The following is a 26,264-nucleotide window of genomic DNA, read 5'->3' on the forward strand; positions in this document are numbered from 1 at the left end:
GGACAGGCATCTCCCAACCCGCAAAATCAACCATCTTACCACCCAACTCAACATGCAAATCGTACAAGGGCGTGCGTCTAATATCGGTCATGGCGGGTACTTTCTGTATCTAATGTTGAGCGTGCCGCGTCGTCAGTCTGCCCCAAGCTGGAAAGATTGCAACGATTCCAGTCAGCTTGCGCCTCAAACACCACCATTGGGACAGGTCTGCATACGGACGTATGCACATAAATGTTCCTATAGGAAACTTTTTTCCCTTAGGCAACACTCCTTATCTGACCGTTTCCGCCTGGATATCCGATGCCGCTCATTTTTCAGAAACCACCTAGTCCAACTAACGATGAGGGCTGGATAAATTTGCGCATCGCCCTCGCACTTTGACTATTACCTTCCGAGTGACCGGACAGCAGCATCCAACACATTGAGCCCGGCCAGCAGATCGCATTCAGCGGTATCTTCGGCGAAGTCATGGCTGATTCCGTTGATCGAAGGCACAAACAGCATGGCAACCGGCATCAAGCGTGACACGTTCGTCGCGTCGTGCAATGCGCCTGAGGGCATCTTGCGCCACTTTCTCGGCGCAACCTGTTGCGCACCACTTTCCAGCGCTTCCCGTAGTGTCTGATCCATGGCAACAGGCTCGAGCCCCAGCATTGTGCCATAATGCAACGCCATTCCTTGTTCTTCGGCGACTTCCTGTGCTGTCGCGCGAATGATATTCTCCATCCTGACCAGCCGATCCGCATCGCCATCGCGCCATTGCATCGAGAACCGCACCCGACCCGGAACGATAGACGAGGCATTGGGATGCACATCGACACGCCCGATGGTCCAGACAGTCTGTGGCGTTAACACATTGCGGAAACGTTCATAGAGACGGGTGTTGAACAGGGACAGTGCCTGAAACGCGTCGCGGCGCAGGTGCATCGGTGTTGTGCCTGCATGGTTCTGCTGACCTTCAAAGGTGATCGACATGTCGCGGATGCCAACAATATCGGTGACGACGCCAATCTGCTCGCCTGCTGCGTACAGGGACGGGCCTTGTTCGATATGCATCTCGATAAAACCGGTAAACCGGGACGGGTCCACAAAAGCACCAGACAATTCGGACATCGAAGACCGCGCGGCACCAAAACGAACACCCGCGCCATCTGTCAAAGCATCTGCCTGATCCAACGGCAGGCCATCGGACCAAACGGCCGAGCCTGTGGTTACACCAAACCGGCCTTCTTCGTCCTGAAAGCTGACGACCGAGATAGGCCGGTCGCTGGAACGCGCGATTTCCAGCGCGGCGATGACGCCCAGCGCGCCGTCCAGCCAGCCACCTTCGGGTTGGCTGTCGGAATGCGATCCCATCAGCAACGAGGGACCTTCGGCCAACCCAAACAGATTCCCGACCGGGTCGAAATGTGGTGTCAGTCCCGCGTCCACCATACGTTCAGCAAGCCATTTGCGCGCGTCTATATCCGCTTGTGAATAGGCCGGCCGGATCACACCTTTGCCGACACCCGACGCCCCAAATTCACGCAGCTTGTGCAAATCCGCCAAGAACCGTTCGTGATTGACTGGCATGATACCCTCCGAATTTTCAGTGGGCAGACCATAGCCACAAATGAAACCGCGGCGAGGATTTTTTCTGTGGCAGGTGAAACCCCTCTGGTCCCGGGGTGGAACCTGCCCTAAGACGTCTGCGCAAGAGGGACCAACATGTCACATATCACATTGGTGCGGCACGGGCAGGCCAATACCGCAGCGCGCGACGAAGTAAGTTACGACAGGCTCAGCGAGTTGGGGCATCAGCAAGCCCGTTGGCTGGGCGCGCATCTGCGCGACACGCGCAGCCACTATACCCGCGTTTATTGCGGTACACTGACTCGCCATGCAGAAACCGCCCAAAGCATGGGGCTGTCTGACCCGACCCGTGATGCACGATTGAATGAGATCGAGTATTTCACACTGGCGCAATTGCTCGAAGAACAGCACGGCATTGCAATCCCAACAGATCGCGAGGGGTTTGTCGAACATCTGCCCAAGACCTTTGCCGCCTGGGCCAATGGCGACATCAAGAACGCACCCGAAACCTTCGAAGCGTTCGAAACGCGTGTTCGTGATGCGCTGAGTGAAATCGGAACCGAAGGCGGACCCGCCATTGTTGTCACCTCGGGCGGGCTGATCTCGATGGTGGTGCGGCAGGCGATGGGGTTGGATATTCCATCGATGGCGCGGGTAGCCCTTGCCATCATGAACACGTCGATGCATCGTCTGCACCCGATTGGCACCCAGCTGAGTCCGGTTCTGTTCAATGCTGTCCCGCATCTTGAGGCACCCGACCGGCAATTCGCGCAGACCCACCTGTAGTCAGATCGGAGATACCCCATGCAGCTTTATTTTGCCCCTCGCACGATCTCGATCGCTGTTGCGATTGCTCTGGAAGAGGCAGGGTTGGAGTATGAGGCGATCCAGTTGGATTTCGCCGGGGGCGAGCAGACCAAACCGGCTTACCGGCAGATCAACCCCAAAGGTCGGGTTCCGGCGCTGGTGGTTGACGGTGGCATCCTGACCGAGACCGGAGCGCTGCTGGAATATATCGCTGCCCAAGCACCTGCTGCAGGCTTGGTCCCTGCTGATCCGGTCATGGCCGCGCGCATGCGTGAAGTGATGTTCTATCTTGCGTCGACCATGCACGTGAACCACGCGCACAAAATGCGCGGAGAGCGGTGGGCGGACAAGAAGCCCAGCTGGAAAGACATGAAGGATAAGGTCCCACAGACCATGACCGCATCCTGCGAATACATCTGTTCAAACGGTCTGCGTGGGCCATTTGTTCTGGGTGACGGATTCTCGCTGGCAGATGCGTATCTTTATGTGGTTTGCAGCTGGCTGGAAGGCGACGGCGTCGATGTCTCGGCGTTTCCCAAAATTCTCGCTTTCCGCGAGGCGATGGAGGCGCGGCCTTCGGTTCAGGCGGTCCGTGCCGCCGGAATGCTCTGACAAAAGGAATTACGATGACACATCTCTGGGTCCGGGCAGAACAGCGCCCGAACGAGGAACGGGTTGGGCTGACCCCCGAAGGGGCTGCGGCGCTGATCGCGGCTGGAATCCGCGTGACGGTCGAGGAAAGCCATGTTCGTGCCATTCCAATCGACGGCTACAAGGACGCAGGCTGCGAGATCGCACCTGAAAACACGTGGCCCGACGCCCCTGCGGACGCAATCATTTTCGGCCTCAAGGAGTTGCCCGAAGACGGCACGCCCCTGCCCCACCGTCACATCATGTTCGGACATGCCTACAAGGGCCAGCATTCCGGTCGCGCTTTGCTGGAACGGTTCAAGGCCGGGGGCGGCACGCTGTATGACCTGGAATATCTGGTGGATGAAGACGGCCGCCGGGTTGCGGCCTTTGGCTATTGGGCCGGGTATGCCGGTGCGGCAGTCACGCTGAAAACCTGGGCCGCACAGCAACGGGGCGAAAAGTGCCCACCTGTTGGGGTTTATGCCGGTAAGGACACGTTGAATGCCGATCTGCTGGCTGAGCTGGACGCAACAGGGGCAGAACGACCAACCGCCATTGTCATAGGGGCCTTGGGCCGCGTTGGCACCGGCGCTGCCGATCTGTGCGAAGCCATGGGTGTCGCCGTTACAAAATGGGACATGGCCGAGACCGCCAGCGGCGGGCCGTTCCCGGAAATCCTAGACCACGATCTGTTTCTGAACTGCATTTTCGCGCGTCCCGGCACGCCGGTCTTTGTTCCGCGTGAGGCGCTGACCGCCCCACGCAAGCTAACCGCCATTGGCGACGTCGCCTGCGACCCGGATAGCGATTACAACCCGGTGCCGGTCTACGACCGCGCAACCACATGGGACGCGCCTGCCCTGCGCGTGGCGAATGATCCGGTGATGGATGTGATGGCCATCGACAATCTGCCGTCCATGCTGCCGGTCGAAAGCTCGGAAGACTATGCCGCGCAACTGCTGCCGTCCTTGCTGACTCTGACCGATCTGGACAGCGGCGTCTGGGGTCGGGCAGAAGCAACCTACAAAACGCATATTGAAGGGATCTGAACGATGACGATTCATTGGTGTGGCACCGGCCTGTCTGCCATTCCCGGCCTGCGCCGCCTGATCGAAGGCGGGCACAAGGTCACCGTCTGGAACCGAACCATCGAAAAAGCCAAAGCCGAGGTCGGAGACCTGACCGACGATATCCGGGCGTTCGATATCGACGCCCTGGGTGAGGTGCTGGGCAAGGGCGACGTGATCGTCTCGATGCTGCCGGGCGACTGGCATGTTCCGCTGGCAGAGCTGGCGATCTCGAAACAGGCCAACTTCGTTTCATCTTCCTACATCGCACCCGAGATGCGCGCGCTGGACGACAAAGCGCGCGAGGCTGGCGTTGCGCTGGTCAACGAGGTTGGACTGGACCCGGGCATCGATCACCTGATGGCACATGCGCTGGTCGACGACTATCGTGCCTCGGATGCGTTCGATCCTGAAAACCACCTGAGCTTTATCTCGTATTGCGGCGGGATCCCGAAAACGCCCAACCCGTTCCGTTACAAATTCAGCTGGTCGCCGCTGGGTGTTCTGAAAGCGTTGCGGTCGCCCTCGAAGTCGATCCGTGACTATGCTCCGCTGGACGTTGCCCGCCCTTGGGACGCCATCAGCAGCTATATCGCTCCGCTGCCCACACCGGAAAGCTTCGAGGTTTACCCGAACCGCGACTCGATCCCGTTCATGGCGCAGTATCACTTCGAGGATCACTGGCCGGTCAAGGAATTCGTCCGCGGCACCCTGCGTCTGAACGGCTGGGCCGAAGCATGGTCGGACGTGTTCACCGAGATCGAAACTCTTTCCGGGCCCGAAGGCGACGCCCGCCTGAAAGAGATGTCGGACCAGTTCTGGGACGAAAACGCCTATGATGAGGGCGAACCAGACCGCGTTGTGCTGTGCGTTGGCCTGAAGGCTGGAAAAGACGGCATCGAGGTCTGGAACAAGACCTATGTTATGGATGCCTGGGGCGACGCGCGTGGCACCGCCATGGCGCGTCTGGTGTCGATTCCGGTTTCACTGGCTGTCGAGGCTGTTCTGAACCGCGCGATCCCGGCGGGCGTTCACGCCGCGCCCAGCGATCCGAAGCTTGTACAGGCATGGATGGGTGAGATCGACACGCTGGCACAACATTTGCAGATCGTCGATCACTTGGCCTGATTGAAAGGTGAAAGCCATCCCAGTTTTGCTGGAATGGCTTTCATCGTTCTTGGCTAGGCATGACTTGCATTCCCTTTCGGGCCTTCAGATGTACCGCTCAATCGTGTCTTCGATGTCGCTTCGATTGATGCCAAGCTCGGACAACTGATGATCGGTCAACGCATTGAGATGCTGTGCCGCGCGAACAATGTCGGGGCTGATCGATCGGATACGCATGGCACGGTCGAACAGCAGCAATGCACTGGCAGCCGGTGCCGGTTGATTGGTGGGCGGGATAACGTCAAACATACGGATAACCTCACAAACATAGACCTGGGGATGGATTAATTCAGGGGAAACCCACCATCACTGGCGGTAGGGTTTGTTGTGATAAACACTCTCATACGCGCATCGATTGATCTGGTCCCGCTGGACACCGATATCGGCAAGTTGTTGATCATCCAGCTTCTCAAGATCCCGCACAGTCTTTGCAAGAATTCGGCGACGGAAGTGCTCGACCTTTTTGTCGGCGTACTTCGAAAACAGACCATCAAGAAGGCCGTTCTGGGTGTTTACTGCTTGGGTATGTACCATGTCTTTGTCCTCCTAAACTTGATTTGCGTTGTCTTGGTGAAATCAAACTTGGGGACGCCGCCTTAACGTTATCAAAGCGCATCATTAAGGTTTGTTTAAGTCTTGGTCAAAGAGAGCATGCGGCGGATGAATTATACCGAAGTATGTCTGCAATTTACGCCAGCAAAGTGTATCTCAATCAAATATAAAGCCCAGATGGCGGCCAAACCGCCATCCTCGTATTTGGCTTGGAAAACGATCTACATCAGGTCGTTCTCAACATCCTCAGCCGAAATACCTAGCGCATCCAAACCGTTCTCCAGGTGATCTGACAGATGCGGGGTGCCAATCAGGTAGTCAGCACAGGGGGTCGAGGCTTCGGACTTGGCGGTGGCGATGGCTTCGGCCAGATCTTCTGCAAAAAAGCTTTCGCGGCCGATCCACATGATGGCGACCAGCTCGGCCTGTTCGTCTTCGCCCATGCGGTCGATGAACGCCCGCAGCTCACCCTCGGCCCGGTTCAGTTCGCGGCCCATCATGGCCACCTGGGCAACTTTCCTTGCCGAAATTTCCAACATGTCCTCAGCTCCTGTTGTTCGCGGTTGTCAAACCATCACAATCATCGACAGGGGCCTGAGTCTTTGATCTTACGCAAACTGGGGATCAGTCCCGCACACGCGACAATGGCTGGTCCGGGACAGGCTGGGATCGGAACGGTCGGAAGGTCGCCTTTTTCAGCCACAGTTTGAACGCCTGCCAAACAATCAGCGCAAAGGTCCGCCGGGCCCCAAACGGACGCCGCAGCAAGGACCACAGGATCACTCGATTTGTCAGCGGCTGACGCGGTCCGGTTAAGGTGGCGATCAGCCCACCTTCGGGTCGAGTATAGTCGATCCAAACACCAACCCTGTCAGGGCGGAGATCAAACCGAAACGTATAGCTCCCTTCGATCTTCTGGAATGGCGAAACATGCATCAGCTTGTCCGCCACCACCCGATCCGATGGTTCGATGGGTGCAAAATCAGGCTTGTGGCATAGATAGCTGTGACGCGTCCCAAAGGTGTTCGTCACCTCGGCAACCACCACATAGAGTTGGTCGTTCCCGTCAAAGCAGAACCAGAAGCTGACAGGGTTGAACACATGCCCCAGAACCCGTGGCTGGGTCAGCAACATGATCCGCGCTGGTTGTGGCACGGCCATCTCGTCAAAGCGGGCACGCACCCACGCAGCGCCTTTGCCCTGACCAGGCGCGCCGCCATGATCGCGCGTACGCCAGTTGGCGACGTTTGCGCGGTCACGTGAAAACAGCAAGGGGGTGGTCAACTTGGCCTCGGGGTCAAACAGAATGTAATCAACCGAGTACCGAAAAGCGTTTTCAATCCCGCCCTTGCGCCCGTGATAGGTGTGGCCCGCGATATGATCTATTTCTTTAGTCATCTTGTGTTTTCAGACCTGCCCATAACTGCCTAAAACAGCGTCGTTTTCAGCCATATTTGTATAGTAGTGGTACGGAAAATAGCGCGAGTTGGATCATAATGTCCCGATAAAGTGATCCGGCTTGGGGCGCGGCCCGTAATGTGGTTATGTTTACCGAGATCAATACTGCGACCTTGGACGAACCTGCGGCTGACACAGCCGCCCCTCAGCCTTGGCGCGGGAAGAAACGCATCAAGGGTAGACAGGTGAACGGAACGAAAGACAGTTGCGACACCAGAACCGAGTGGGTGGAACACGTCAAACGCATCCGGGATGCGCAGGACCAGGCGGCTTTTGCCGAGCTGTTCCAACACTTCGCGCCACGCATCAAGGCGTTCCTGATGAAATCAGGGTCTGATGCCACCATGGCCGAAGAATGCGCACAAGAGGTGATGGCGACCTTGTGGCACAAGGCCCATCTGTTCGATCCGACACGGGCCACCGTGGCCACGTGGGTGTTCACGATTGCTCGGAACAAGCGCATCGACGTGCTGCGCAAGCAACGCCGACCCGAACCCGAGGAACTGGGATGGGGACCCGAGGCCGAGCCTGAACAGGACGACGTGATCGCGCTGCAACAGGAAACCGCGCAACTGCGCACCGCCATGTTGGCGTTGCCCGAGGCGCAGAGAGAGCTGATCGAGAAGGCGTATTTCGGCGACTTGAGTCACCGCGAAATTGCGTCTCAGACCGGGTTGCCCCTGGGAACGATCAAATCACGTATTAGGCTGGCGCTGGACCGCTTGCGCCACGCGATGAACTGAGATGAGTAAGATGAGCAAGTCGATTAAACATCACCTGACAGATGACCTGCTGATGGCGTATGCCACAGGAACTCTGCCCGAGGCGTTCGATCTGATGGTCGCAACCCATCTTTCCCTGTGTGACCATTGCCGCGCACGGGCCGAGAGCTTTGACGCCGTAGGCGGGCAGGTTCTGGACGACCAGGCGGGTTCTGTCGCCATGTCTGACGCCTCCCTCGCGGCGACTATGGCATTGATTGCGCAGGGTGCGCCGACCCCCAAGCCCGCGCGACCGGGCTGCGCGGTTCTGCCGACCCCCTTGCAGGACTATGTGGGCGGAACAGTCACAGACATCCGCTGGAAATCGATAGGTATGGGTGTGAAGCAAGCCATCCTGCCGACCACCAAAGAGGCCACGGCACGGTTGTTGTTTATCCCGGCCGGTGCTGCGGTCCCGGATCACGGTCATCAGGGCATGGAACTGACAATGGTTCTGCAGGGCGCGTTTTCGGATGAGGTGGATCACTTTGCCCGCGGCGACGTTGAGATCGCTGACGAGGATCTGGAACACACACCTGTCGCTGATATCTCGGAAGACTGCATTTGTCTTGCGGTCACGGATGCGCCTTTGAAGTTCAACAAGCTTATGCCGCGCTTGTTTCAGCCGTTCCTGCGCATCTGACCTACTGGCGAGTTCCGGCCAAAGCGAAGCTTGAAAGGAAACAGACATGACAGGAAAACTTCTTTTGTCGGCCCTTCTGCTTGGTTTCGCGTCTGTTGCGTCAGCGCAAATGACGTCAGAGGTGCAGTTTGAGGCCGGCAATTATGGCACCATGGTCAGCGGGGCTGTCACTGGTGATGAGTATTTCGACTATTTGTTGGGTGCAAAAGCCGGGCAGGAGATGTTTGCCGACCTTCAGGTCAGTGACACCAATGGAAATGGCGTGGTGTATTTCAACATTCTGCCCCCTGGCAGTGATGGTGTCGCGATTTACAATGGGTCGATTGACGGTAATACCACCCGGATCAACCTGCCAGAGGACGGAGACTATACGATCCGCGTTTATCTGATGGGCAATGACCGAGATACCGGGAAAACCGTCGGGTACAACCTGGACCTTTCGATCCAGTAAGGTTCAACCTTCGTGACGCGCCAACGGCACAACGTCTGACGCGGCATCAGGTGCGATTTCTTCGAAATCAAAATTGTCCAGACGCTGTGCCCGTCGGCCAGCTTTTTCCGCGCTGATCTTGATTTCCGAGATATCCTTGGCTGCCTGACCAAAATGACGATCCAGATTGGTCACACGATCACCCAGACGCTCCACATCCTTGTGCAGCAATCCCAATTCTTTGCGGATCGCACCTGCCTGTTCGCGCATCCGGGCATCTTTCAGGATCGCGCGCATTGTGTTCAGCGTCGCCATGCAGGTGGTCGGCGAAACGATCCAAACGCGCTTGCTGAAACTTTCCTGAACCAGCTCAGGGAACTTGGCGTGAAGCTCGGCATAAACGGCCTCGGACGGCAGGAACATCAGCGCACCATCGGCGGTTTCACCGTCCAGGATGTATTTCTCGGCAATATCGTTGATGTGCTTACGCACTGTGCTGCGGAACATCTGCAACGCCGCTTTCAGCTCAGTGTCATTGGTCGCGCCGATCAGCGCTTCATAGGCCTCCAGCGGGAATTTGCTGTCGATCACGATGGGGCCGGGCGGGTTCGGCAGATGGATAAGGCAGTCCGCACGACGCCCATTTGACAGGGTGGCCTGCAACTGGAAACTGTCCCGGGGCAGCGCTTTTGAGACAATATCCGTCAGCTGAATTTCACCAAACGCCCCGCGCGTCTGCTTGTTCGACAGGATATCCTGCAGACTGAGAACGTCACCAGACAGTTTGGTGATATTGTCCTGCGCTTTGTCGATGGCAGCCAGACGCTCCTGCAGTTGGGTCAAGGATGTCGCGGTCTGTTTTGATGACCCATGCAGCGATTCTTTCATCCGCTCCTGCATTTCGGCCAGCGCGCGGGCAGACTTCATCGCGTTGTCCGCCAGCCGGTCATTCATCTGCTGCTGGACCGAGGACAGGCGCGCTTCGACCGTTTGGATCACCTGCACTTGCGCATTGGCCTGCGTGTCCGAGACATGCTGAAGACCGCCGCGCAATTGTTCCTGCCCTTGCCCCAGTTGCTGCACATGCTGCCCCAGATGCGCCATCTGCCGCGCCAGAGGTTCCGCCATCCGGGCCGAGCGATTGGCCGCCCGCAGCGACAGGAACAAAAGCAGCAGGATCAGCAGGACAACCCCGCCAACGGTCAAAAAGACCGGGTCATCTACTGGGATTTGGGTGCCTGCAATCTGGATCATGTCAGTCTTTATGTTCTCGTTTTGTTTCGATCTTCTTAATAGGTTCTGAACGACGGATCAACTGCGCCCGAACAACCGCTCGATATCGCTGAGCTTCAACTCCACATAGGTCGGCCGCCCATGGTTGCACTGACCGGAATGCGGCGTCGCCTCCATCTCGCGCAGCAGGGCGTTCATCTCTTCGGCGCGCATCCGGCGACCGGATCGGACGGACCCGTGGCAAGCCACCCGGCTGAGGATCGCTTCGATCTTTGCCTGAACCATCTGGCTTTCACCCTGATCAGCCAACTCATCAAGGATATCCAGGATCATCGCGCGGGCATCGACCTCGCCCAGAATTGCTGGGGTTTCACGCACAGCGACGGCACCACCACCGAAGGGTTCGATGGTCAGACCAAAGCGCGTCAAGTCATCCGCAACGGCCATCAGACGCGCACAATCGCCTGCAGACAGCTCCACGATTTCCGGGATCAGAAGCGCCTGCGCCGCAACGCCGTTTTCCGCCATCTGCGTTTTCAGCTTTTCATAAACCAGCCGTTCATGTGCAGCGTGCTGATCCACGATCACCATACCGTCGGCGGTTTGCGCGATAATGTAATTCTCGTGCACCTGCCCCCGCGCAGCCCCCAAAGGCAGGTCCTGCGGTTGAGATTCTTCTGCCTCGGCACTCGGCGAAACCGAGGTGGGCTCGACAATGCTGCCACTGTAGTCCTGGGCCAGTTCAGCAAAGCCCGGAGATTGCGCCCGATACGCCGCCTGCCGCGCTGCGGGCGAAGGTCGATCCATCTGGTACACACGCGCCGGGGCGGATTGCGCAGGTTCGGGCCGCATCGCGCCCAGAGTCGCATTGGCCACGGTCGAGGACGCCCGATGCCCGGCCTCGGCCAGTGCATGTCGCAGGCTGGACACAATCAAGCCGCGCGCGACGCCGGGGTCGCGGAACCGCACCTCGGATTTGGCGGGATGTACGTTCACGTCCACCAGCGTCGGATCACAGTCGATGAACAAAGCCGCTGCCGGATGCCGATCCCGACTGAGGAAGTCGAAATAGGCGGCCCTTAAGGCGCCGGTCAGCATCTTGTCACGCACAGGGCGGCCATTGACAAAGAGGTACTGCGCCACCGCAGCGCCTCGAGAATAGGTCGGCAAGGCAGCATAGCCATAAAGCCGGATGCCCTCACGCGTGGCGTCGATTTGCAGCGCATTCTCGGCAAACTCACGCCCGATCACACGGGCCAGACGGGCGTGAAGCGCGTCGAAGAGATCTCCGTTCTCGCGATCTGCGCGGAAGGTCACTCGACCCTCACCGCCACCGGACACATCGCGCAGCGTGAAGGTTACGGATGGCTCGGCCATGGCCAGCCGTTTTGCGGTATCGGTTATAGCCTGCGCCTCCGCCCGGTCGGTGCGCATGAACTTCAACCGGGCTGGTGTGGCGAAGAACAAATCGCGCAGTTCGACGACTGTGCCCGCGCGCAGGGCGGCGGGTTTGACCGCGCCCATCTTGCCGCCCGCAACGTGGATCTGCGCCGCCTCGGCACCCGGTACGCGGCTGGTGATGGTCAGACGCCCGACCGCACCCAAAGAAGGCAGCGCCTCACCCCGAAACCCAAATGTGTGAATGTTCAGCAGGTCCGATCCGTCAATCTTTGACGTGGCATGGCGAGACAACGCCAGCGGCAGATCATCTGCCGAAATACCGCAGCCGTCATCTGTGACGCGGATCAGGGTCTTGCCCCCATCCGCAATATCGATGGCGATCCGCGTGGCCCCTGCGTCGATTGCGTTCTCGACCAGTTCCTTCACGGCAGAGGCCGGACGTTCCACCACCTCACCAGCAGCAATCCTGTTGATTGCAGCGTCATCCAGTTGCCGGATCACCGGGCGATTTTCGCTGATATTGGGGTTTGCCTGCGCCATACCCCTAGACCTAGCACAGCCGCGCACGATTCTGCCACTGGTTTACGCAGGTCTTTTGATCAGAGGGGGTGTCCGGATGGCCGTGAACGTCCTAGTGCTCAGGTCCACCCGGACGTACCAAGTGAGTGGTGTGATTCAGCTAATGAATGGACGGCGTGTAACATGTGCCCACATTAAAAGCTGCTTAAGATTCATCAATTGGGCATCTGGGCAGAGATTGGCCGATGACGTGCGGACAGGTGCGGCGGGAACATGCCCGATCACGCAGATGTGTGCACCCCGATACGCGCGCGGCACGGTCCGAACATGGCAGCTGCGGCAAGTATCAGACCAGACATCGTGGCAATCATGCCAGCCGCGCTGACGGCATCCGACCCGCCCAACCACAAGGGGCCGTACCCAGCCAATACATAGCCCGACACTGCCGAGGCCGTGGCGAACACAATGCTCCAGACAATCTGCGCCTCGAGCCGGTTGGTCAGCATCCGCGCCGCCGCCGGAGGGCAAATGAACATGGCGATCACGATGATCGAGCCCACCGCGTCAAATGCCGCCACCGCCGCGATGGCCGCTACTATCACCAATGCCATGCTCAGGGCACCCGTGCGAATGCCGATCGTGCGCGCAAATCCTTCATCGAAGGTGGAAATCTTCAGTGGTCGCCAGAACAGCCAGGTGAACACCGACACGCCCACCAGAGTCAGAGCAATCCGAGGCAGCTCGGGCGGCAAACCCGCAAGGGCTTCGACATCCAGCAATGATCCCCAGCCAGTTGCGTCCAGCCAGATCAGGCTTTCTAGGTTGCCGTAAAGCGCATGTTCCACGTCCAGATGCACGGTCGAGGTGTCTGTTTGCTCAAGCAGCAAAACACCCGCCGCAAACATCGTGGTAAAGACAACACCCATGGCGGCACCGGGTTCGATCTGACCCAGTCGGCGAATGGCTTCGATCAGAACCACAGCCACAATCGCCGCCCCTGCAGCGCCCAGCATCATTGGCCATGTCGATATCGCCCCGGTCACCAGGAACGCCACAACAATGCCCGGCAGCACCACATGGCTGATCGCGTCGCCAATCAGCGCCTGCTTGCGCAGCACCAGAAAGTTGCCGGGCAAGGCGCAGGCGATGGCAGCAAATGTGCCAATCAGCAGTGGCGTCAGCGACAGTGGGACAAACTCTTCACCACTCATACCGGAACCCCCTGCGGCCCGCCAATTTGACGGTCGATTTCAGCGATCTGATCACGGGTCAGAACGGTTTCGATATCCCTCAGCCCGTCATAAAGCGCAGCCGTCGCCTCATGCGCCTGATCCGCGCGCACGATCTCCCAGCGTTTTTCGTCGCGCAGCGCTTTTGCCGCCCGCGCCTTGCCAGAGTCCGTGGCAACACCGTCTGGCCGGACCAGTCCCGCACGGCGCAGAAGGCGCAGCGTAAGCGGTTCATAAATCTTCTGCCCCTGCGCCAGAGCCAACAAACCCTGACGGATATGCACCCGGCGCTGAAACCGCAGATGCCGCAACACCGCCGCCAGCACCCCGCGCTTTGGGGCGCAGAACATGGACAGGACGAAGAATGCAAAGCTGACCAGAACGATGATCGGTCCCGTCGGCAAGTTGGGGGCAGAAGCGGAAATAGCAGCGCCGATGTACCCGGCCAGACCTCCGGCAAGCCCGGCAAGCAGGACAACGTGTTCCGAACGCTCGGACCAGAACCGCGCCGTAACCGCCGGAATGATCAGAAGCGCTACGATCAGGATCAAACCCACAATTTTCAGACCGACCACAGTGACAGCCATGACCAGCCCCATCATCGCAAGATCGATGCGATGGATTGGCAAGCCACGGGCGGCAGCATATTCCGGGTCAAATGCGACAAGAGTCATCGGGCGGCGCAGGATCAGAACTAGAAGCAGCGTCGCCGCGCCACCGATGGCGATGATCATGGCATCCGCCCACAGCATTCCGGCGGTCGAGCCTAACAGGAAGCCCTCCAACCCTGCCTGACGCCCAACGCCCATGGTTTGAATGATCGTCAGTAGAACGATCCCAAAGCCAAAAAAGACAGACAGAACCGCACCGATTGCTGCGTCTTCGGCAAGTCGGGTGCGCCGTGTCAGCCAGTTCATGCAAAGTAGCCCAATCCATGCCGAAATTGCAGATCCTGCCAGCAAGCCCAAAAGGTTACGCCCATCCCCGCCCAGCGCAACCAAGACCATGAAGGCCAGACAGACGCCCGGCAATGTGGCGTGGCTGATGGCATCGCTGACCAAGGCGCGTTTGCGCAGGAACAGAAAAGTCCCTGTGACACCGGCCGATACACCCAGCAAAGTCGCACCAACTGCGACCAGCGTGGCGTTATAGCCAAGCTGCAGGGTCAGAGCGTCCCAAATCATGTGTTATCCCAGCGCGCGCGATATCTGATCGATCTGCGCAGTTGCCAAACGTCCGCCATAGGCCGCTTGCAACGTTTCTGCAGTGAACGCCTCGGAAACCGGCCCTTCGGCCACCTTTCGGGTATTGATCAGGAAAACGTGGTCGAAATAATCGGTCACGGTCGCCAGATCGTGATGCACCACGACAACCGTCTTGCCGGCTTCTTTCAGAGATTTCAGCACCGCGATGATGGCCTTCTCGGTGGCGGCATCCACCCCAGCGAAAGGTTCATCCAGCAGGTACAGATCCGCGCCTTGCGCCAAAGCACGCGCCAGAAACACGCGCTGCTGCTGGCCGCCGGACAATTGCCCGATCTGACGATCCGCGAAGTCCCGCATCCCAACGCGATTCAGGCAATCCATCGCGCAGGCTTTATGGCGGGCACGTACGCGCCCCAGAAGCCCAAGCTCACGCGACAGACCCATCAGCACAACGTCAATCACGCGTGTCGGAAAATCCCAATCCACGCTGGCCCGCTGCGGGACATAAGCAATACGCGCGCGCTGCGCTTCCAGCGGCTGTCCAAATACCGTCACCTGACCGGACAGGGGAGTGACGATTCCAAGCGCCGCCTTGAGAAGCGTGGACTTGCCCGCTCCGTTCGGGCCAATGATGGCGGTCATGGCGCCGGGCTGCACCGTCATATCAACCGAAAACACAGCAGGCTTTTGTCCGTATGAAACTGTCAGGCCACGTACCGCAAGCGGGCTGTCGCCCAATCCACGGTCCTCAAGCGTCACACCATCATTGCTGACCAGACCCAGCATTATTCAAAACCCCGCAGACAGTTTGCCGTCCATGCCTCGCCCGGGGGCGTCGCCGTTCAGCGCACCGCCAATGACTGTTATGTTGTGGTCCAGCATCCCGATATAGGTACCCTCATAGGTGCCTTTTGCGCCCATCGCATCCGAAAAAAGCTCACCACCGATCGTCACTTTGTGCCCCTTGGCCGCAGCCCCTTCGATCAACGCGCGAATTGAACGATCCGAGACCGAGCTTTCGACAAAGACAGCCGTGATCTGGCGATCAACCAGCAGGTCTACCAATTCGCTAATCCGGTTCAGGCCCGCCTCTGACTGGGTCGAGATGCCCTGAATGCCCAGAACCTCGAACCCGTAGCTCTGACCGAAATAGCCAAATGCGTCGTGGGCGGTCAGCAGAACTCTGCTGTTCTCGGGCACCGAAGACAATACGTCCTCGGCATAAGCCGCCAGACGGTCAATGTCGGCAAGATGCGCCTGTGCATTGGCTGCAAACACGCCTGCCGCTTCTGGACGAACGTCGGTCAAGGCATCCTGAACCTCTAGCACAACTTCGCGCCAAAGCACGGGCGACATCCACAGATGCGGGTCGTATTTGTCGGCGTAATCATCATGAGCACGCAGTTTGGCCGCATCGACCCCTTCTGCCACCGCGACTACCGCGCGCTTGCGTTCCAGATCGTGGAAGAAATCTTCCATTTGCGCTTCGAGATACAGACCGTGCCAAAGGATCAGGTCAGCGCGGGTCATGGCAACGATGTCGCTTCGGGTCTGGCGATAGGCATGAGGGTCGACGCCCGGCCCCATCAGTCCTGTGACCTCAACCTGATCACCGCCCACCTGGCGCGCTGCATCCGCGATCATGCCTGTTGTCGCGACCACTTTGAGTGGCGCTTCCGCCCAAGCGGCGACTGGCATCGAAAAGGCCAGCGCCAACGCGGCAAGAAAACTCCGACGAATCATCTTCGACCTCAGTTTTGCGTCCTGTTGAGACTGAATATGAGAACCATTCGCAACTAAGTCAACGCTAATGCGAATTATTCGCAAGAAAGCCCTCTCTTTTTGTCCAAATGGTCAAAAAATTGCCATTCAATTCCATGCAACACCTTCCATTCCCCGTTCTGCCGTGCGAATTTGTCGCAAACCTCCCAAAGGACGTGACTATGGATACGCAGAGCTCAGAAAGCCCCGTGCGCACCGCGCATCTGCCGCAAGTGACCGAACCCCGGAACCCGGGAATGGATCTTGATCTTGACTGGGTCCGCGCCGTTCAGGCCAATACCTCGGCCATTGAGCGCCGGGCTGCGACCCTTCCCGGTCGGCGGTCTGTCAAGAAGGACTATCAGGCGGCATGGCTGCTGAAGGCTGTTACCATGATCGACCTGACCACGCTGTCAGGCGATGACACAGTGGGCCGCGTGCGCCGCTTGTGTGCCAAGGCCCGCCAGCCTGTTTCGTCGTCGCTGTTGCAGGCGATGGATATGCCGCAGATTACAACGGGTGCTGTCTGTGTCTATCACGACATGATCGAGACCGCCGTGGAAGCCCTGAAAGGCACTGGCATTCCGGTCGCTGCGGTATCCACTGGCTTCCCGGCCGGCCTGTCGCCGTTCCATCTGCGCGTGGCTGAGATTGAGGAAAGCGTGAAAGCCGGGGCCGAAGAGATCGACATCGTGATCTCGCGCCGGCATGTGCTGTCGGGTGACTGGCAGGCGCTTTACGATGAGATGAAAGCCTTCCGTGTGGCGTGCGGCGATGCCCATGTCAAAGCCATCCTTGCGACCGGTGAACTGGGCAGCCTGCGCAACGTCGCCCGCGCCTCGCTGGTCTGCATGATGGCGGGCGCGGATTTCATCAAGACTTCAACCGGCAAGGAAAGCGTTAACGCCACGCTTCCGGTGTCGCTGGTGATGATCCGGGCGATCCGCGACTTTTATGATCGCACCGGGTATCGCGTTGGGTACAAACCCGCAGGTGGCATTTCGAAAGCCAAAGATGCACTGGTTTACCTGTCTCTAATCAAGGACGAGCTGGGCGACCGCTGGCTGGAGCCCGACCTGTTCCGCTTTGGTGCCTCTTCGCTGCTGGGCGATATCGAGCGGCAGTTGGAACACTTTGTGACCGGAGCTTACTCGGCTGGATACAGACATTCGATGGGGTGAGGCGCGCCCGGAAATCGCTCCGGTGGAGCGATTTCAGCGCCGAACGGGCGGAGCCCCGGGAAAAGGATAAGAACAATGACAGTCAAAGAAATCTTCGAGACCATGGATTACGGCCCCGCCCCCGAAAGCGCTGCCGAGGCGCTGGCCTGGCTGGTCGATCAGGGTGACAAGTTCGGGCACTATATCGATGGGGCTTTCACCAAACACGGCAAAGGTTTTGAGAGCCGCAACCCGGCGACCGGAGAGGTGCTGGCCAAGCTGACGCAGGCGAAACAGGCCGATGTGGACGCCGCCGTGGCCGCTGCTCGTAAGGCGCAGCCCAAGTGGGAGAAGCTGGGCGGTGCGGGTCGTGCGCGGTTTCTCTATGCCATTGCGCGGCTTTTGCAGAAACACGCGCGCCTGTTTGCGGTGCTGGAAAGCATGGACAACGGCAAACCGATACGTGAATCGCGGGACATCGACATTCCTCTGGCGCAGCGGCATTTCTATTATCACGCGGGTATGGCGCAGTTGATGGAAAGCGAGCTGCCCGATGCGCAGGCTTTGGGCGTTTGTGGTCAGATCATCCCGTGGAACTTCCCGCTGTTGATGCTGGCATGGAAGATCGCACCTGCGCTGGCGATGGGGAATACGGTGGTTCTGAAACCGGCCGAGTACACCTCGCTGACTGCGTTGTTGTTTGCCGATATCTGCTCGCAAGCCGGGCTGCCGAAGGGTGTCGTCAACATCGTGACCGGCGACGGCGCGGTGGGCGAGATGATCGTGAGCGCCGACGTGGACAAGATCGCCTTTACCGGCTCGACCGTTGTGGGTCGGCGTATCCGAGAGGCGACGGCTGGATCGGGCAAGGAACTGACATTGGAGCTTGGCGGAAAGTCTGCCTACATCGTGTTCGATGACGCCGATATCGACAGCGCCGTCGAGGGTCTGGTCGATGCGATCTGGTTCAATCAGGGTCAGGTGTGCTGCGCCGGTTCCCGCCTACTGGTGCAGGAAGGTATTGCGGATCGATTCCACGAAAAACTGCGCACGCGGATGGATGGTTTGCGCATCGGTGATCCGCTGGACAAATGCATCGACGTGGGCGCTGTTGTGGATCCGGTTCAGTTGCAGACCATCAAGGGCGTGGTTGAAAGCAACACGGTTGGCCACGTGCATCAGGCCGCATGCGAACTGCCAGCGAACGGCTGCTACTATCCACCGACGCTGATCTCGGGCCTCGAAACCTCTGACCCGCTGATGCAGGAAGAGATCTTTGGCCCGGTTCTGGTGTCCTCGACCTTCCGCACGCCGGAAGAGGCGGTCGAGCTGGCCAACAACACCCGTTATGGGCTAGCCGCCACGGTCTGGACCGAGAATGTGAACCTTGCGCTGGACATCGCGCCCAAGCTGGTTGCAGGCGTGGTCTGGGTGAATGCCACCAACCTGTTCGACGCCGCCGCAGGCTTTGGCGGTGTGCGTGAAAGTGGCTTTGGCCGCGAAGGCGGTTGGGAAGGTCTGACGGCTTACACCAAGCCCAAGGGTAAGGCCAAACCTCTGGCGAAAGTCGAAGCGACAATGGGCGAAGGGGCTCCGGTCGATCCGATTGACCGTACTGCCAAGATGTATGTCGGTGGCAAGCAGGCGCGCCCTGATGGCGGTTATTCCAAACCCGTCTGGGGCAAATCGGGTCTGCTGGGCCATGTTGGGCTGGCGAACCGGAAAGACGTGCGCAACGCGGTTGAGGCCGCAGCGGGTGCGAAAGGCTGGTCCAAGACCACCGGCCATCTGCGGGCGCAGATTCTGTATTACATCGGCGAGAACCTCTCGGCCCGCGCCGTTGAGTTCGCAGCGCGCATCGACGCCATGACCGGCAAGAAGGATGGCGCGAAAGAGGTCGAAACCTCGATCCAGCGCCTGTTCACCGCGGCGGCCTGGGCCGACAAATATGACGGTCAGGTGCATGGCGTCCCGATCCGGGGTGTGGCCATTGCCATGAAGGAACCCGTGGGCGTCATCGGCGCGCTTTGTGCGGATGAAGCGCCTCTGTTGGGTCTGATCTCGGCGATGGCGCCTGCGATTGCGATGGGCAACCGGGTGGTTCTGGCGGCATCCGAACCCTACCCGCTGGCGGCAACCGATTTCTACCAGATTCTTGAGACCTCGGACGTCCCCGCAGGCGTGGTCAACATCCTGACTGGCAGCCATGCAGAGCTGGCCAAACCGCTCGCCTCGCATCTGAACGTGGACGCGGTCTGGTCGTTCTCGTCCACTGATCTATCGAAAGAGATCGAGGCAGTCTCGGCCGGGAACCTGAAACGGACCTGGGTCAATAACGCCACGGCATTTGACTGGGGCATGGACCATTCCCGCCGCTTCCTGCAGGCTGCGACCGAAGTGAAGAACATCTGGGTGCCCTACGGCGAGTAGGGCTCCCGCGCATCACGGGAGGCCCTTATGGACTTTGCAGGAAAAACCGTCATCGTCATTGGTGGCACCAGCGGTATTAACCGGGGGATTGCCGAGGCCTTCGCGGCCTCGGGCGCGAGGTTGGCCGTTGCCAGTCGTTCACAAGAGAAAGTGGATGACACGGTCGCTGCGCTGCACGCCGCAGGATCGGCAGAGGCCATCGGCGCGGCGTTTGATGTTCGCGATCCGGACGCCGTCGCAGCCGGTCTGAAACAATTCCACGACACCTTCGGTGATTTCGACGTGCTGGTTTCAGGCGCGGCGGGGAACTTCCCGGCGTTGGCGGCTGAAATGTCGGTCAATGCGTTCAAGACGGTAATCGACATTGACCTGATGGGCACGATTCATGTGATGAAAGGGGCGTATCCTTTCTTGAAACGCCCCGGTGCCAGCATCATCAACATCTCGGCTCCGCAGTCTTACCTGCCGTATGAGGGCCAAGCACATGTCTGTGCCGCAAAGGCAGGTGTCGATCAGATTACCCGGACACTGTCAATGGAATGGGGTGTCGAAGGGATCCGCGTGAACTCGGTCGTGCCGGGGTTCATCGAAGGCACCGAAGGCGCAAAACGTCTGGCCCCTACCCCGGATGCCGGTGAGGCGCTGCGCCGCGATGTGCCGTTAGGCCGCTGGGGTCAGCCGCAGGATGTGGCCAATGCCTGTCTGTTCCTCAGCTCGGATCTGGCCAGCTATATCAGCGGCACGGTTCTGGCCGTGGATGGCGCGCTGTATCAGCGCGGATCAGGCAAGTTTGGTCAGATGATGGGTGAGATGTTGCGCAGCATAAAAAAGGGGTGAGACACGCTCACCCCTGATTTTCAGTTTGTGGTCTCAAGACCGACAGGTTTTCCGACGATGATAAAATGCAGCCCGTCCGGGTCTAGCAATTCGGAGGCAACGCGGTTCACGTCTTCCAGCGTTACTGCATTCACCTTGTCGTTGCGGGTTGCGATATAGTCGATTGGCAGGTCTTCCATCTGCATCCCGACCATGATCCCGGCAATCTGCCCGTTGCCATCAAACCGCAGCGGATATGCACCGGTCAGATAGGTCTTGGCATCGTCCAGCTCTTTCTGAGTAACGCCTTCGGTCGCTGCTTTGGCCCATTCGTCACGGATCACCTCGACCGCCTCGGCAATGCGGTCATTGGCCGACGACACCGACCCCAGATAGACAGATGCCAGATCCTTGGGCACCAGATAGGTTCCGATCCCATATGTCAGACCACGTTTTTCACGCACTTCCTGCATCAGACGGCTTTCAAACCCGCCCCCGCCAAGAATGTGATTCAGGACAAACGCAGCGAAGAAATCCGGGTCATCCCGATCAATCCCGGCATGACCAAACAGGGCCACCGATTGCGGTGTGTCGAACTCGACGACGCTGACGCCACCCGGAATGGTCACATCGGCTTTGTCCGGGATGGGCTTACCGGTTTCCGGCAAATCGGCGAGCAGTTTATCCAGTAACGCGCCCAGTTCTTCCGCCGTAATATCACCCACCGCCCCGACATAAAGGCGGTCCTTGGCAAAGACGCTGTCATACGCAGCCACCACGTCATCGCGCGTCAGGGCCGAAACGCTTTCGATCGTGCCTTTCCCTTCGGACCCATAAGGATGGTCGCCATAGGCCATCTGAGCAAAGTTCAGGCCAGCAATCTCATTCGGGTCGGTCTGGTCCGAGCGCAATCCCGAAAGGATTTGCGCACGTACGCGTTCGATCGCGTCCTGATCGAAACGGGGTTCATGGATCGTGGTGCGCAATAGATCAATCACCTGGTCCCGGTTTTCGGTCAGAAATTGCGCCGAGATCGATACGGTGTCGTCGCCCGCATTATACCTGAATGATGCTGCCAGTGCTTCAAGCTCACGGGCATAGGTCTGAGCGTCCATATCGCCCGCGCCTTCTTCGATCAGGCCGCTCATCAAATTCACTGCACCGCGCTTGTCCGGATCGTCCAGCGACGTCCCGCCACGAAACCGCAGTTCCAGCGCAGTGAAGGGGATTGCATGATCTTCAACCAGCCAGGCTTTGATTCCGCCGGGTGAAGTCACCTCTTTGATCTCGATCTCGGCCCAGGCCGGCAGAGCAACCACACAGGCGATCAGAGTTGCAAGAAACCGTTTCATTGCGTCACCTCATCATCACGCATCAGCCAGCCCGTGACAGATGTTTCAGGTTGCAGGACTTCGCGGGCAGCGGCGATGATCTCGTCTCCGGTCACGGCCTGAAGAATGTCGGGCCAAGCTTGCACATCCTCGACCGTCAAACCGCTGGTCAGGGCGCGGCCGTACCGGTTGCCGATCCCATCAACATTGTCGCGTGCATAAATCTGTGACGCACGCAGTTGCATCTTGATGCGGTTCAGATCGTCTTCGTTAACACCTTCAGCAATAAAATCAGCGACCGCCTGATCCATGGCATCTTCGGCCTCTTGCAGCGACACGCCCTGCGCCGGAACAACCAGCAAATCGAAGGTTGTGTCATCCAGCGAGACACCGCGGTAGAATGCGCCTGCATACACGACTTTTTGCTGATCGAACTGGAGTTTTTCGTTCAGGTAGGACGTGGTGCTGCCGCCCAGCAATTCGGCCAACAGGAACAGAGCCGCCGCCTTTTCCTGTTCACCCGGATCGCGTTCGGGGGCCAGATAACTGCGCTGCACATAAGGCTGCGCCACGCGCGGATCTTTGTAAGTCAGCCGCCGTTCGGCCGTTTGAGGTGGTTCTTGTGCCCGCATCCGTTCGGGCAAGTCCGGGTTGGCCGGGATCACACCGTAATACTGTTCGGCAAGCGCGCGGACCTCATCAGGTTCGACATCGCCTGTGACCACCAGGATGGCGTTGTTGGGCGCATAATGAGTTTGGTAGAATGACAATGCATCCTCCATGTCCAACTCTTCCATCTCGTGCTTCCAGCCGATGATCGGCACGCCGTAGCTGTGGTTGAGGTATTGCGCGGCGTTCATCTGTTCACCAAACAAAGAGCGCGGGTTGTTCTCGGTCCTTTGGTTACGCTCTTCAAGGATCACGTCACGCTCGGTCAGGATATCCTCTTCGCTCAGCCGAAGGTTCCGCATCCGATCGGATTCCATTTGCATCATCAGCTCAAGCCGATCAGCCGCGACGCGCTGGAAATACGCGGTGTAGTCATATGATGTAAACGCATTGTCGTTACCACCATTGGCCGCAACCGTGGCCGAAAACTCACCCGGAGCAAGCGTATCGGTGCCCTTGAACAGAAGGTGTTCCAGAAAATGCGCAATCCCGGATGTGCCCACCGGTTCATCTGCAGATCCGGCGCGATACCAGACCATGTGTTGCACAACTGGTGCACGGTGGTCCTCGACCACGACGACATCCATGCCGTTGTCCAAAGTGAAAGTGGTGACCGCTTCTTTTCCGTCCTCGGCCAAGACCGGGGTGGCAGCGATAAGGGCAGCCGACAGGGCTAGGGCCCGAACCATGGGGCATCCTCCGTTTCGTTTCTGGTATTCAAACTACGGTGGTGCGGCCCGGGTTCAAGCCCGATGACGGAAAGTTAAGAATTATTCATTCGGAGGCGAGGACGGCGTTTCAATACCGGCACTACGGGCTGCATCGGTTTCCGCGTAAGGATTGATCGATTGCCGTTCATAGACCTGACCGTAGCGGTCCACTGGGAACAGGCGCAATCCGGTCCAACGACCACGACGTTTGCGGAACGCAGCATCTTCGGCTTCGACAACCTGGCGCGCATCAGGTGATACACCATACCGGCTGGAGGCTGTGACCAGCGCTGCATCGGACGACGGTACGGCCGCATTCGGGTTCAACGCTGCCGGATTTCCACCCAGTGCGGCAACGGCCTCGGCATTGGGGTTCGGATCCGTCAGGTTGCTACCGCCCGGTGTGGGCGCAGGCAAAAACGCGTAATCCTGAGGCTGCGTCAGCGGTTTGACCGGCAAGACCGAAAATTCATCCGGACCCTGCCCCGGAGGTGCCAGATCCCGCAGACCGGGATTCGAACATGCCGCAACCGCTGCGACAACAGTCAGAACAAATATGGCGCGCGGCATCCGCATTGGTGTCTCCAGCCTGTTTCTGGCGCTTTTATCTCATAAAATTCGGCGCGTCACGAGGGCTTTTTGCTGTCGAACAGAACCAGCCCCAATGCGCCCGCAAATATGAACACATCTGCAAGGTTGAACACAAACGGGTTGTTGATGCCGCAACATGACATGTTCAGGAAATCCAGCACATAGCCGTATAACAGCCGGTCCACCACGTTTCCAAGCGCACCGCCTATCAACAGACCTGCGCAAAAGAGCAGGAGTTTTGATGCGGCCGTACGGCTGAGCCAGATAAGAACGCCAACACAGATCGCAATCGAAATACCGATCAGCACCCAACGCGCGGCGTCGGAATTCCCCTGAAACAGACCGAAGTTGATACCGCGATTCTCACCGTATTTGAAAACCAGCAGCGGGGGCAGAACGTCGATACCACCGGGTTGTTCGGCCACGCGCATAACGTGAACGACCAGATACTTGCTGATCTGGTCGATCGCAAAGGCGGCAATCGCCGCCCAGAGAAGCAGGCCAGACCGCATCAGTGACGGAAATGCCGCATGCCGGTGAAGACCATGGCCAGACCGGCCTCATCCGCAGCAGCAATCACCTCGTCGTCGCGCATGGAGCCACCGGGTTGAATGACGCAGGTTGCACCGGCCTCGGCGGCTTCCATCAGACCGTCCGGGAAAGGAAAGAAAGCGTCAGAGGCGACAGCAGATCCGATGGTCAGCGGCTGAGGCAGACCCAGTACATCCGCCATCCGCTCGGCTTTCTTGGCAGCGATCAGCGCAGAATCCACCCGGCTCATCTGACCCGCACCCACGCCCACAGTTGCTCCGTCTTTGACGTAGACGATGGCGTTGGACTTGACGTGCTTCGCCACTTTCCAGGCAAACAGCAAATCACGCATCTGCTCATCGGTCGGGGCCTTTTTGGTGACGACCTTCAGGTCATCCATGCCGACAAAACCGTTGTCCTTGTCCTGAACCAGCAAACCACCGGACACCTGACGAACGGTTTTGCCACCGGCCGTTACATCTGGCAGGCCGTCGGTCGTCAGCAAGCGCAAATTCTTTTTGGCCGCAAAGATCGCCTTGGCTTCGTCAGATGCTCCGGGGGCAATCACGACCTCGGTGAAAATCCCGGTGATCTCTTGCGCGGTTTCCGCATCCAGCGGCTGGTTCAATGCCACGATCCCACCAAAGGCCGAAGTGCGGTCGCAGTCGAACGCGGCCTTGTAAGCCTCAAGCAACGTCGCACTCGTGGCCACACCGCAGGGGTTGGCGTGTTTGATAATGGCACAAGCCGCGCCCTGGGCGGGGTCAAATTCAGCAACCAGCTCAAACGCCGCATCGGTGTCGTTGATGTTGTTGTAGCTGAGTTCCTTGCCCTGATGCTGCACGGCTGTGGCCACACCGGGGCGGTTTGTGCCATCTGTGTAAAACGCTGCTTGCTGATGGCTGTTCTCGCCATAGCGCAGTGTCTGCTTCAACTCGCCCGCGAAGGCACGGCGTTTAGGTGCTTCAAGCTTCAAGGCATCGGCCATCCAGTTCGAGACAGCCGTGTCGTAGGCCGCGGTGCGGGCATAAGCCTTTTGCGCCAGCCATTGACGGAAACCGTACGAGGTTTTGCCGTAGTTTTCATCCAGCTGATCCAGCAGCGAAGAATAGTCTTCAACATCGACCACAACGTTTACAAAGGCATGGTTCTTGGACGCCGCGCGGATCATAGCAGGACCGCCGATATCAATGTTTTCGATGCACTCGTCATAGCCTGCGCCTTTGGCAACGGTGGCCTCAAACGGATAAAGGTTCACAACAAGCAGATCGATCGCGCCAATCCCGTGCTCGGTCATCGCAGCGACATGAGTGTCGTTGTCGCGCAACGCCAGCAGCCCACCATGCACCATCGGGTGCAGAGTCTTGACCCGGCCATCCATCATCTCAGGGAAGCCGGTGACTTCGCTTACGTCCTTCACCGCAAGCCCGGCATCGCGCAGCGCCTTGGCCGTGCCGCCGGTCGACAGCAGTTCGACCCCACGCTCGGCCAGCGCCTTGCCCAGCTCGATCAGCCCGGTTTTGTCGGATACGGAAAGCAGCGCGCGGCGCACGGGGTGAAGATCGGTCATGGGTCCAAAGGTCCTTTT

The 26,264-nt window shown here is 58.8% G+C and carries 26 protein-coding genes; 10 read left to right on the plus strand and 16 right to left on the minus strand.

The window, feature by feature from the left end:
- Positions 1-384: 384 nt before the first annotated feature.
- The gene (locus tag ACR0EV_RS12415) at positions 385-1,572 is read right to left on the minus strand and encodes a Zn-dependent hydrolase (protein ID WP_480800378.1); all 1,188 of its coding nucleotides are present in this window, start codon (positions 1,570-1,572) and stop codon (positions 385-387) included.
- A gap of 135 nt (positions 1,573-1,707) precedes the next feature.
- On the opposite strand from ACR0EV_RS12415, the gene ACR0EV_RS12420 reads away from it, so the two are divergent.
- The 4 genes from ACR0EV_RS12420 to ACR0EV_RS12435 are packed head-to-tail and all read left to right on the plus strand — an operon-like array spanning position 1,708 to position 5,207.
- Positions 1,708-2,358, plus strand: coding sequence for a histidine phosphatase family protein (locus ACR0EV_RS12420; RefSeq protein ID WP_480800379.1), 651 nt, complete (start codon positions 1,708-1,710; stop codon positions 2,356-2,358).
- 18 nt (positions 2,359-2,376) lie between these two features.
- On the plus strand, positions 2,377-2,991 hold the full coding sequence (locus ACR0EV_RS12425) for a glutathione S-transferase family protein (protein WP_480800380.1): 615 nt from the start codon (positions 2,377-2,379) through the stop codon (positions 2,989-2,991).
- A gap of 14 nt (positions 2,992-3,005) precedes the next feature.
- A complete protein-coding gene (locus tag ACR0EV_RS12430; protein ID WP_480800381.1) occupies positions 3,006-4,061 on the plus strand; it encodes a saccharopine dehydrogenase in 1,056 nt (351 codons plus the stop codon).
- Positions 4,062-4,064: 3 nt separating this feature from the next.
- Positions 4,065-5,207, plus strand: coding sequence for a saccharopine dehydrogenase family protein (locus tag ACR0EV_RS12435; protein ID WP_480800382.1), 1,143 nt, complete (start codon positions 4,065-4,067; stop codon positions 5,205-5,207).
- A gap of 84 nt (positions 5,208-5,291) precedes the next feature.
- On the opposite strand, the gene ACR0EV_RS12440 is transcribed toward ACR0EV_RS12435, so the two are convergent.
- From ACR0EV_RS12440 to ACR0EV_RS12455, 4 genes are all read right to left on the minus strand, one after another.
- Positions 5,292-5,495 carry a DUF1127 domain-containing protein gene (locus ACR0EV_RS12440; protein ID WP_480800383.1) on the minus strand — a complete coding sequence of 68 codons (204 nt, stop codon included), beginning with the start codon at positions 5,493-5,495 and terminating at the stop codon, positions 5,292-5,294.
- 57 nt (positions 5,496-5,552) lie between these two features.
- Positions 5,553-5,780, minus strand: coding sequence for a DUF1127 domain-containing protein (locus ACR0EV_RS12445; protein WP_171178139.1), 228 nt, complete (start codon positions 5,778-5,780; stop codon positions 5,553-5,555).
- A 239-nt stretch (positions 5,781-6,019) separates the two neighbouring features.
- Positions 6,020-6,337, minus strand: a complete 318-nt coding sequence (locus tag ACR0EV_RS12450) for a DUF3775 domain-containing protein (protein ID WP_171093320.1) — start codon at positions 6,335-6,337, stop codon at positions 6,020-6,022.
- 85 nt (positions 6,338-6,422) lie between these two features.
- Positions 6,423-7,196 carry a DUF1365 domain-containing protein gene (locus tag ACR0EV_RS12455; protein ID WP_480800384.1) on the minus strand — a complete coding sequence of 258 codons (774 nt, stop codon included), beginning with the start codon at positions 7,194-7,196 and terminating at the stop codon, positions 6,423-6,425.
- Positions 7,197-7,342: 146 nt separating this feature from the next.
- Here ACR0EV_RS12455 and ACR0EV_RS12460 point away from each other — a divergent pair, with 146 nt between their 5' ends.
- Genes ACR0EV_RS12460 through ACR0EV_RS12470 form a run of 3 tightly spaced genes read left to right on the plus strand, consistent with a single transcriptional unit; the run spans position 7,343 to position 9,111 of the window.
- The gene (locus ACR0EV_RS12460; protein WP_480800385.1) at positions 7,343-7,999 is read left to right on the plus strand and encodes a sigma-70 family RNA polymerase sigma factor; all 657 of its coding nucleotides are present in this window, start codon (positions 7,343-7,345) and stop codon (positions 7,997-7,999) included.
- 10 nt (positions 8,000-8,009) lie between these two features.
- Positions 8,010-8,660, plus strand: a complete 651-nt coding sequence (locus tag ACR0EV_RS12465) for a ChrR family anti-sigma-E factor (protein WP_480800386.1) — start codon at positions 8,010-8,012, stop codon at positions 8,658-8,660.
- A gap of 46 nt (positions 8,661-8,706) precedes the next feature.
- Positions 8,707-9,111 (plus strand): hypothetical protein, encoded by a 405-nt coding sequence (locus ACR0EV_RS12470; RefSeq protein WP_480800387.1) that lies wholly within the window; start codon positions 8,707-8,709, stop codon positions 9,109-9,111.
- A 3-nt stretch (positions 9,112-9,114) separates the two neighbouring features.
- On the opposite strand, the gene ACR0EV_RS12475 is transcribed toward ACR0EV_RS12470, so the two are convergent.
- The 6 genes from ACR0EV_RS12475 to ACR0EV_RS12500 form a co-directional block, all read right to left on the minus strand.
- Positions 9,115-10,344, minus strand: coding sequence for a DNA recombination protein RmuC (locus tag ACR0EV_RS12475; RefSeq protein WP_480800388.1), 1,230 nt, complete (start codon positions 10,342-10,344; stop codon positions 9,115-9,117).
- 57 nt (positions 10,345-10,401) lie between these two features.
- Entirely contained in the window at positions 10,402-12,264 is a 1,863-nt protein-coding gene (mutL, locus tag ACR0EV_RS12480) for a DNA mismatch repair endonuclease MutL (protein WP_480800389.1), read from the minus strand.
- 260 nt (positions 12,265-12,524) lie between these two features.
- Complete coding sequence (locus ACR0EV_RS12485) at positions 12,525-13,454, minus strand: metal ABC transporter permease (RefSeq protein ID WP_480800390.1); 930 nt, start codon at positions 13,452-13,454, stop codon at positions 12,525-12,527.
- Positions 13,451-14,656 (minus strand): metal ABC transporter permease, encoded by a 1,206-nt coding sequence (locus tag ACR0EV_RS12490; protein ID WP_480800391.1) that lies wholly within the window; start codon positions 14,654-14,656, stop codon positions 13,451-13,453. The genes ACR0EV_RS12485 and ACR0EV_RS12490 overlap by 4 nt, the downstream gene beginning before the upstream one ends.
- Before the next feature lie 3 nt (positions 14,657-14,659).
- On the minus strand, positions 14,660-15,463 hold the full coding sequence (locus tag ACR0EV_RS12495; protein WP_480800392.1) for a metal ABC transporter ATP-binding protein: 804 nt from the start codon (positions 15,461-15,463) through the stop codon (positions 14,660-14,662).
- Positions 15,464-15,466: 3 nt separating this feature from the next.
- A complete protein-coding gene (locus ACR0EV_RS12500; RefSeq protein ID WP_480800393.1) occupies positions 15,467-16,420 on the minus strand; it encodes a metal ABC transporter solute-binding protein, Zn/Mn family in 954 nt (317 codons plus the stop codon).
- Between the two features lie 200 nt (positions 16,421-16,620).
- Between ACR0EV_RS12500 and deoC the strand changes: the two genes are divergently transcribed.
- From deoC to ACR0EV_RS12515, 3 genes are all read left to right on the plus strand, one after another.
- Positions 16,621-17,619, plus strand: coding sequence for a deoxyribose-phosphate aldolase (deoC, locus tag ACR0EV_RS12505; RefSeq protein WP_480800394.1), 999 nt, complete (start codon positions 16,621-16,623; stop codon positions 17,617-17,619).
- A 75-nt stretch (positions 17,620-17,694) separates the two neighbouring features.
- A complete protein-coding gene (locus ACR0EV_RS12510) occupies positions 17,695-20,028 on the plus strand; it encodes an aldehyde dehydrogenase family protein (RefSeq protein ID WP_480800395.1) in 2,334 nt (777 codons plus the stop codon).
- A gap of 27 nt (positions 20,029-20,055) precedes the next feature.
- Entirely contained in the window at positions 20,056-20,865 is an 810-nt protein-coding gene (locus tag ACR0EV_RS12515) for an SDR family oxidoreductase (RefSeq protein WP_480800396.1), read from the plus strand.
- Between the two features lie 20 nt (positions 20,866-20,885).
- On the opposite strand, the gene ACR0EV_RS12520 is transcribed toward ACR0EV_RS12515, so the two are convergent.
- The 5 genes from ACR0EV_RS12520 to purH form a co-directional block, all read right to left on the minus strand.
- A complete protein-coding gene (locus ACR0EV_RS12520) occupies positions 20,886-22,196 on the minus strand; it encodes a M16 family metallopeptidase (protein WP_480800397.1) in 1,311 nt (436 codons plus the stop codon).
- Complete coding sequence (locus ACR0EV_RS12525) at positions 22,193-23,533, minus strand: M16 family metallopeptidase (RefSeq protein WP_480800398.1); 1,341 nt, start codon at positions 23,531-23,533, stop codon at positions 22,193-22,195. Before ACR0EV_RS12525 ends, ACR0EV_RS12520 begins: the two co-directional genes overlap by 4 nt.
- A gap of 81 nt (positions 23,534-23,614) precedes the next feature.
- Positions 23,615-24,130 carry a DUF3035 domain-containing protein gene (locus tag ACR0EV_RS12530; protein ID WP_480800399.1) on the minus strand — a complete coding sequence of 172 codons (516 nt, stop codon included), beginning with the start codon at positions 24,128-24,130 and terminating at the stop codon, positions 23,615-23,617.
- Positions 24,131-24,180: 50 nt separating this feature from the next.
- Positions 24,181-24,657 (minus strand): signal peptidase II, encoded by a 477-nt coding sequence (lspA, locus tag ACR0EV_RS12535; RefSeq protein ID WP_480800400.1) that lies wholly within the window; start codon positions 24,655-24,657, stop codon positions 24,181-24,183.
- Positions 24,657-26,246, minus strand: a complete 1,590-nt coding sequence (purH, locus tag ACR0EV_RS12540) for a bifunctional phosphoribosylaminoimidazolecarboxamide formyltransferase/IMP cyclohydrolase (RefSeq protein ID WP_480800401.1) — start codon at positions 26,244-26,246, stop codon at positions 24,657-24,659. The genes lspA and purH overlap by 1 nt, the downstream gene beginning before the upstream one ends.
- Positions 26,247-26,264 lie beyond the last annotated feature (18 nt).

The organism is Ruegeria sp. CF8 (assembly GCF_056537285.1).

What these genes read in the sequence shown, in the direction of transcription:
- ACR0EV_RS12415 (WP_480800378.1), bottom strand. Translation starts at nt 1,572, where the DNA reads ATGCCAGTCAATCACGAACGGTTCTTGGCGGATTTGCACAAGCTGCGT.
- ACR0EV_RS12420 (WP_480800379.1), top strand. Translation starts at nt 1,708, where the DNA reads ATGTCACATATCACATTGGTGCGGCACGGGCAGGCCAATACCGCAGCG.
- ACR0EV_RS12425 (WP_480800380.1), top strand. Translation starts at nt 2,377, where the DNA reads ATGCAGCTTTATTTTGCCCCTCGCACGATCTCGATCGCTGTTGCGATT.
- ACR0EV_RS12430 (WP_480800381.1), top strand. Translation starts at nt 3,006, where the DNA reads ATGACACATCTCTGGGTCCGGGCAGAACAGCGCCCGAACGAGGAACGG.
- ACR0EV_RS12435 (WP_480800382.1), top strand. Translation starts at nt 4,065, where the DNA reads ATGACGATTCATTGGTGTGGCACCGGCCTGTCTGCCATTCCCGGCCTG.
- ACR0EV_RS12440 (WP_480800383.1), bottom strand. Translation starts at nt 5,495, where the DNA reads ATGTTTGACGTTATCCCGCCCACCAATCAACCGGCACCGGCTGCCAGT.
- ACR0EV_RS12445 (WP_171178139.1), bottom strand. Translation starts at nt 5,780, where the DNA reads ATGGTACATACCCAAGCAGTAAACACCCAGAACGGCCTTCTTGATGGT.
- ACR0EV_RS12450 (WP_171093320.1), bottom strand. Translation starts at nt 6,337, where the DNA reads ATGTTGGAAATTTCGGCAAGGAAAGTTGCCCAGGTGGCCATGATGGGC.
- ACR0EV_RS12455 (WP_480800384.1), bottom strand. Translation starts at nt 7,196, where the DNA reads ATGACTAAAGAAATAGATCATATCGCGGGCCACACCTATCACGGGCGC.
- ACR0EV_RS12460 (WP_480800385.1), top strand. Translation starts at nt 7,343, where the DNA reads ATGTTTACCGAGATCAATACTGCGACCTTGGACGAACCTGCGGCTGAC.
- ACR0EV_RS12465 (WP_480800386.1), top strand. Translation starts at nt 8,010, where the DNA reads ATGAGCAAGTCGATTAAACATCACCTGACAGATGACCTGCTGATGGCG.
- ACR0EV_RS12470 (WP_480800387.1), top strand. Translation starts at nt 8,707, where the DNA reads ATGACAGGAAAACTTCTTTTGTCGGCCCTTCTGCTTGGTTTCGCGTCT.
- ACR0EV_RS12475 (WP_480800388.1), bottom strand. Translation starts at nt 10,344, where the DNA reads ATGATCCAGATTGCAGGCACCCAAATCCCAGTAGATGACCCGGTCTTT.
- mutL (WP_480800389.1), bottom strand. Translation starts at nt 12,264, where the DNA reads ATGGCGCAGGCAAACCCCAATATCAGCGAAAATCGCCCGGTGATCCGG.
- ACR0EV_RS12485 (WP_480800390.1), bottom strand. Translation starts at nt 13,454, where the DNA reads ATGAGTGGTGAAGAGTTTGTCCCACTGTCGCTGACGCCACTGCTGATT.
- ACR0EV_RS12490 (WP_480800391.1), bottom strand. Translation starts at nt 14,656, where the DNA reads ATGATTTGGGACGCTCTGACCCTGCAGCTTGGCTATAACGCCACGCTG.
- ACR0EV_RS12495 (WP_480800392.1), bottom strand. Translation starts at nt 15,463, where the DNA reads ATGCTGGGTCTGGTCAGCAATGATGGTGTGACGCTTGAGGACCGTGGA.
- ACR0EV_RS12500 (WP_480800393.1), bottom strand. Translation starts at nt 16,420, where the DNA reads ATGATTCGTCGGAGTTTTCTTGCCGCGTTGGCGCTGGCCTTTTCGATG.
- deoC (WP_480800394.1), top strand. Translation starts at nt 16,621, where the DNA reads ATGGATACGCAGAGCTCAGAAAGCCCCGTGCGCACCGCGCATCTGCCG.
- ACR0EV_RS12510 (WP_480800395.1), top strand. Translation starts at nt 17,695, where the DNA reads ATGACAGTCAAAGAAATCTTCGAGACCATGGATTACGGCCCCGCCCCC.
- ACR0EV_RS12515 (WP_480800396.1), top strand. Translation starts at nt 20,056, where the DNA reads ATGGACTTTGCAGGAAAAACCGTCATCGTCATTGGTGGCACCAGCGGT.
- ACR0EV_RS12520 (WP_480800397.1), bottom strand. Translation starts at nt 22,196, where the DNA reads ATGAAACGGTTTCTTGCAACTCTGATCGCCTGTGTGGTTGCTCTGCCG.
- ACR0EV_RS12525 (WP_480800398.1), bottom strand. Translation starts at nt 23,533, where the DNA reads ATGGTTCGGGCCCTAGCCCTGTCGGCTGCCCTTATCGCTGCCACCCCG.
- ACR0EV_RS12530 (WP_480800399.1), bottom strand. Translation starts at nt 24,130, where the DNA reads ATGCGGATGCCGCGCGCCATATTTGTTCTGACTGTTGTCGCAGCGGTT.
- lspA (WP_480800400.1), bottom strand. Translation starts at nt 24,657, where the DNA reads ATGCGGTCTGGCCTGCTTCTCTGGGCGGCGATTGCCGCCTTTGCGATC.
- purH (WP_480800401.1), bottom strand. Translation starts at nt 26,246, where the DNA reads ATGACCGATCTTCACCCCGTGCGCCGCGCGCTGCTTTCCGTATCCGAC.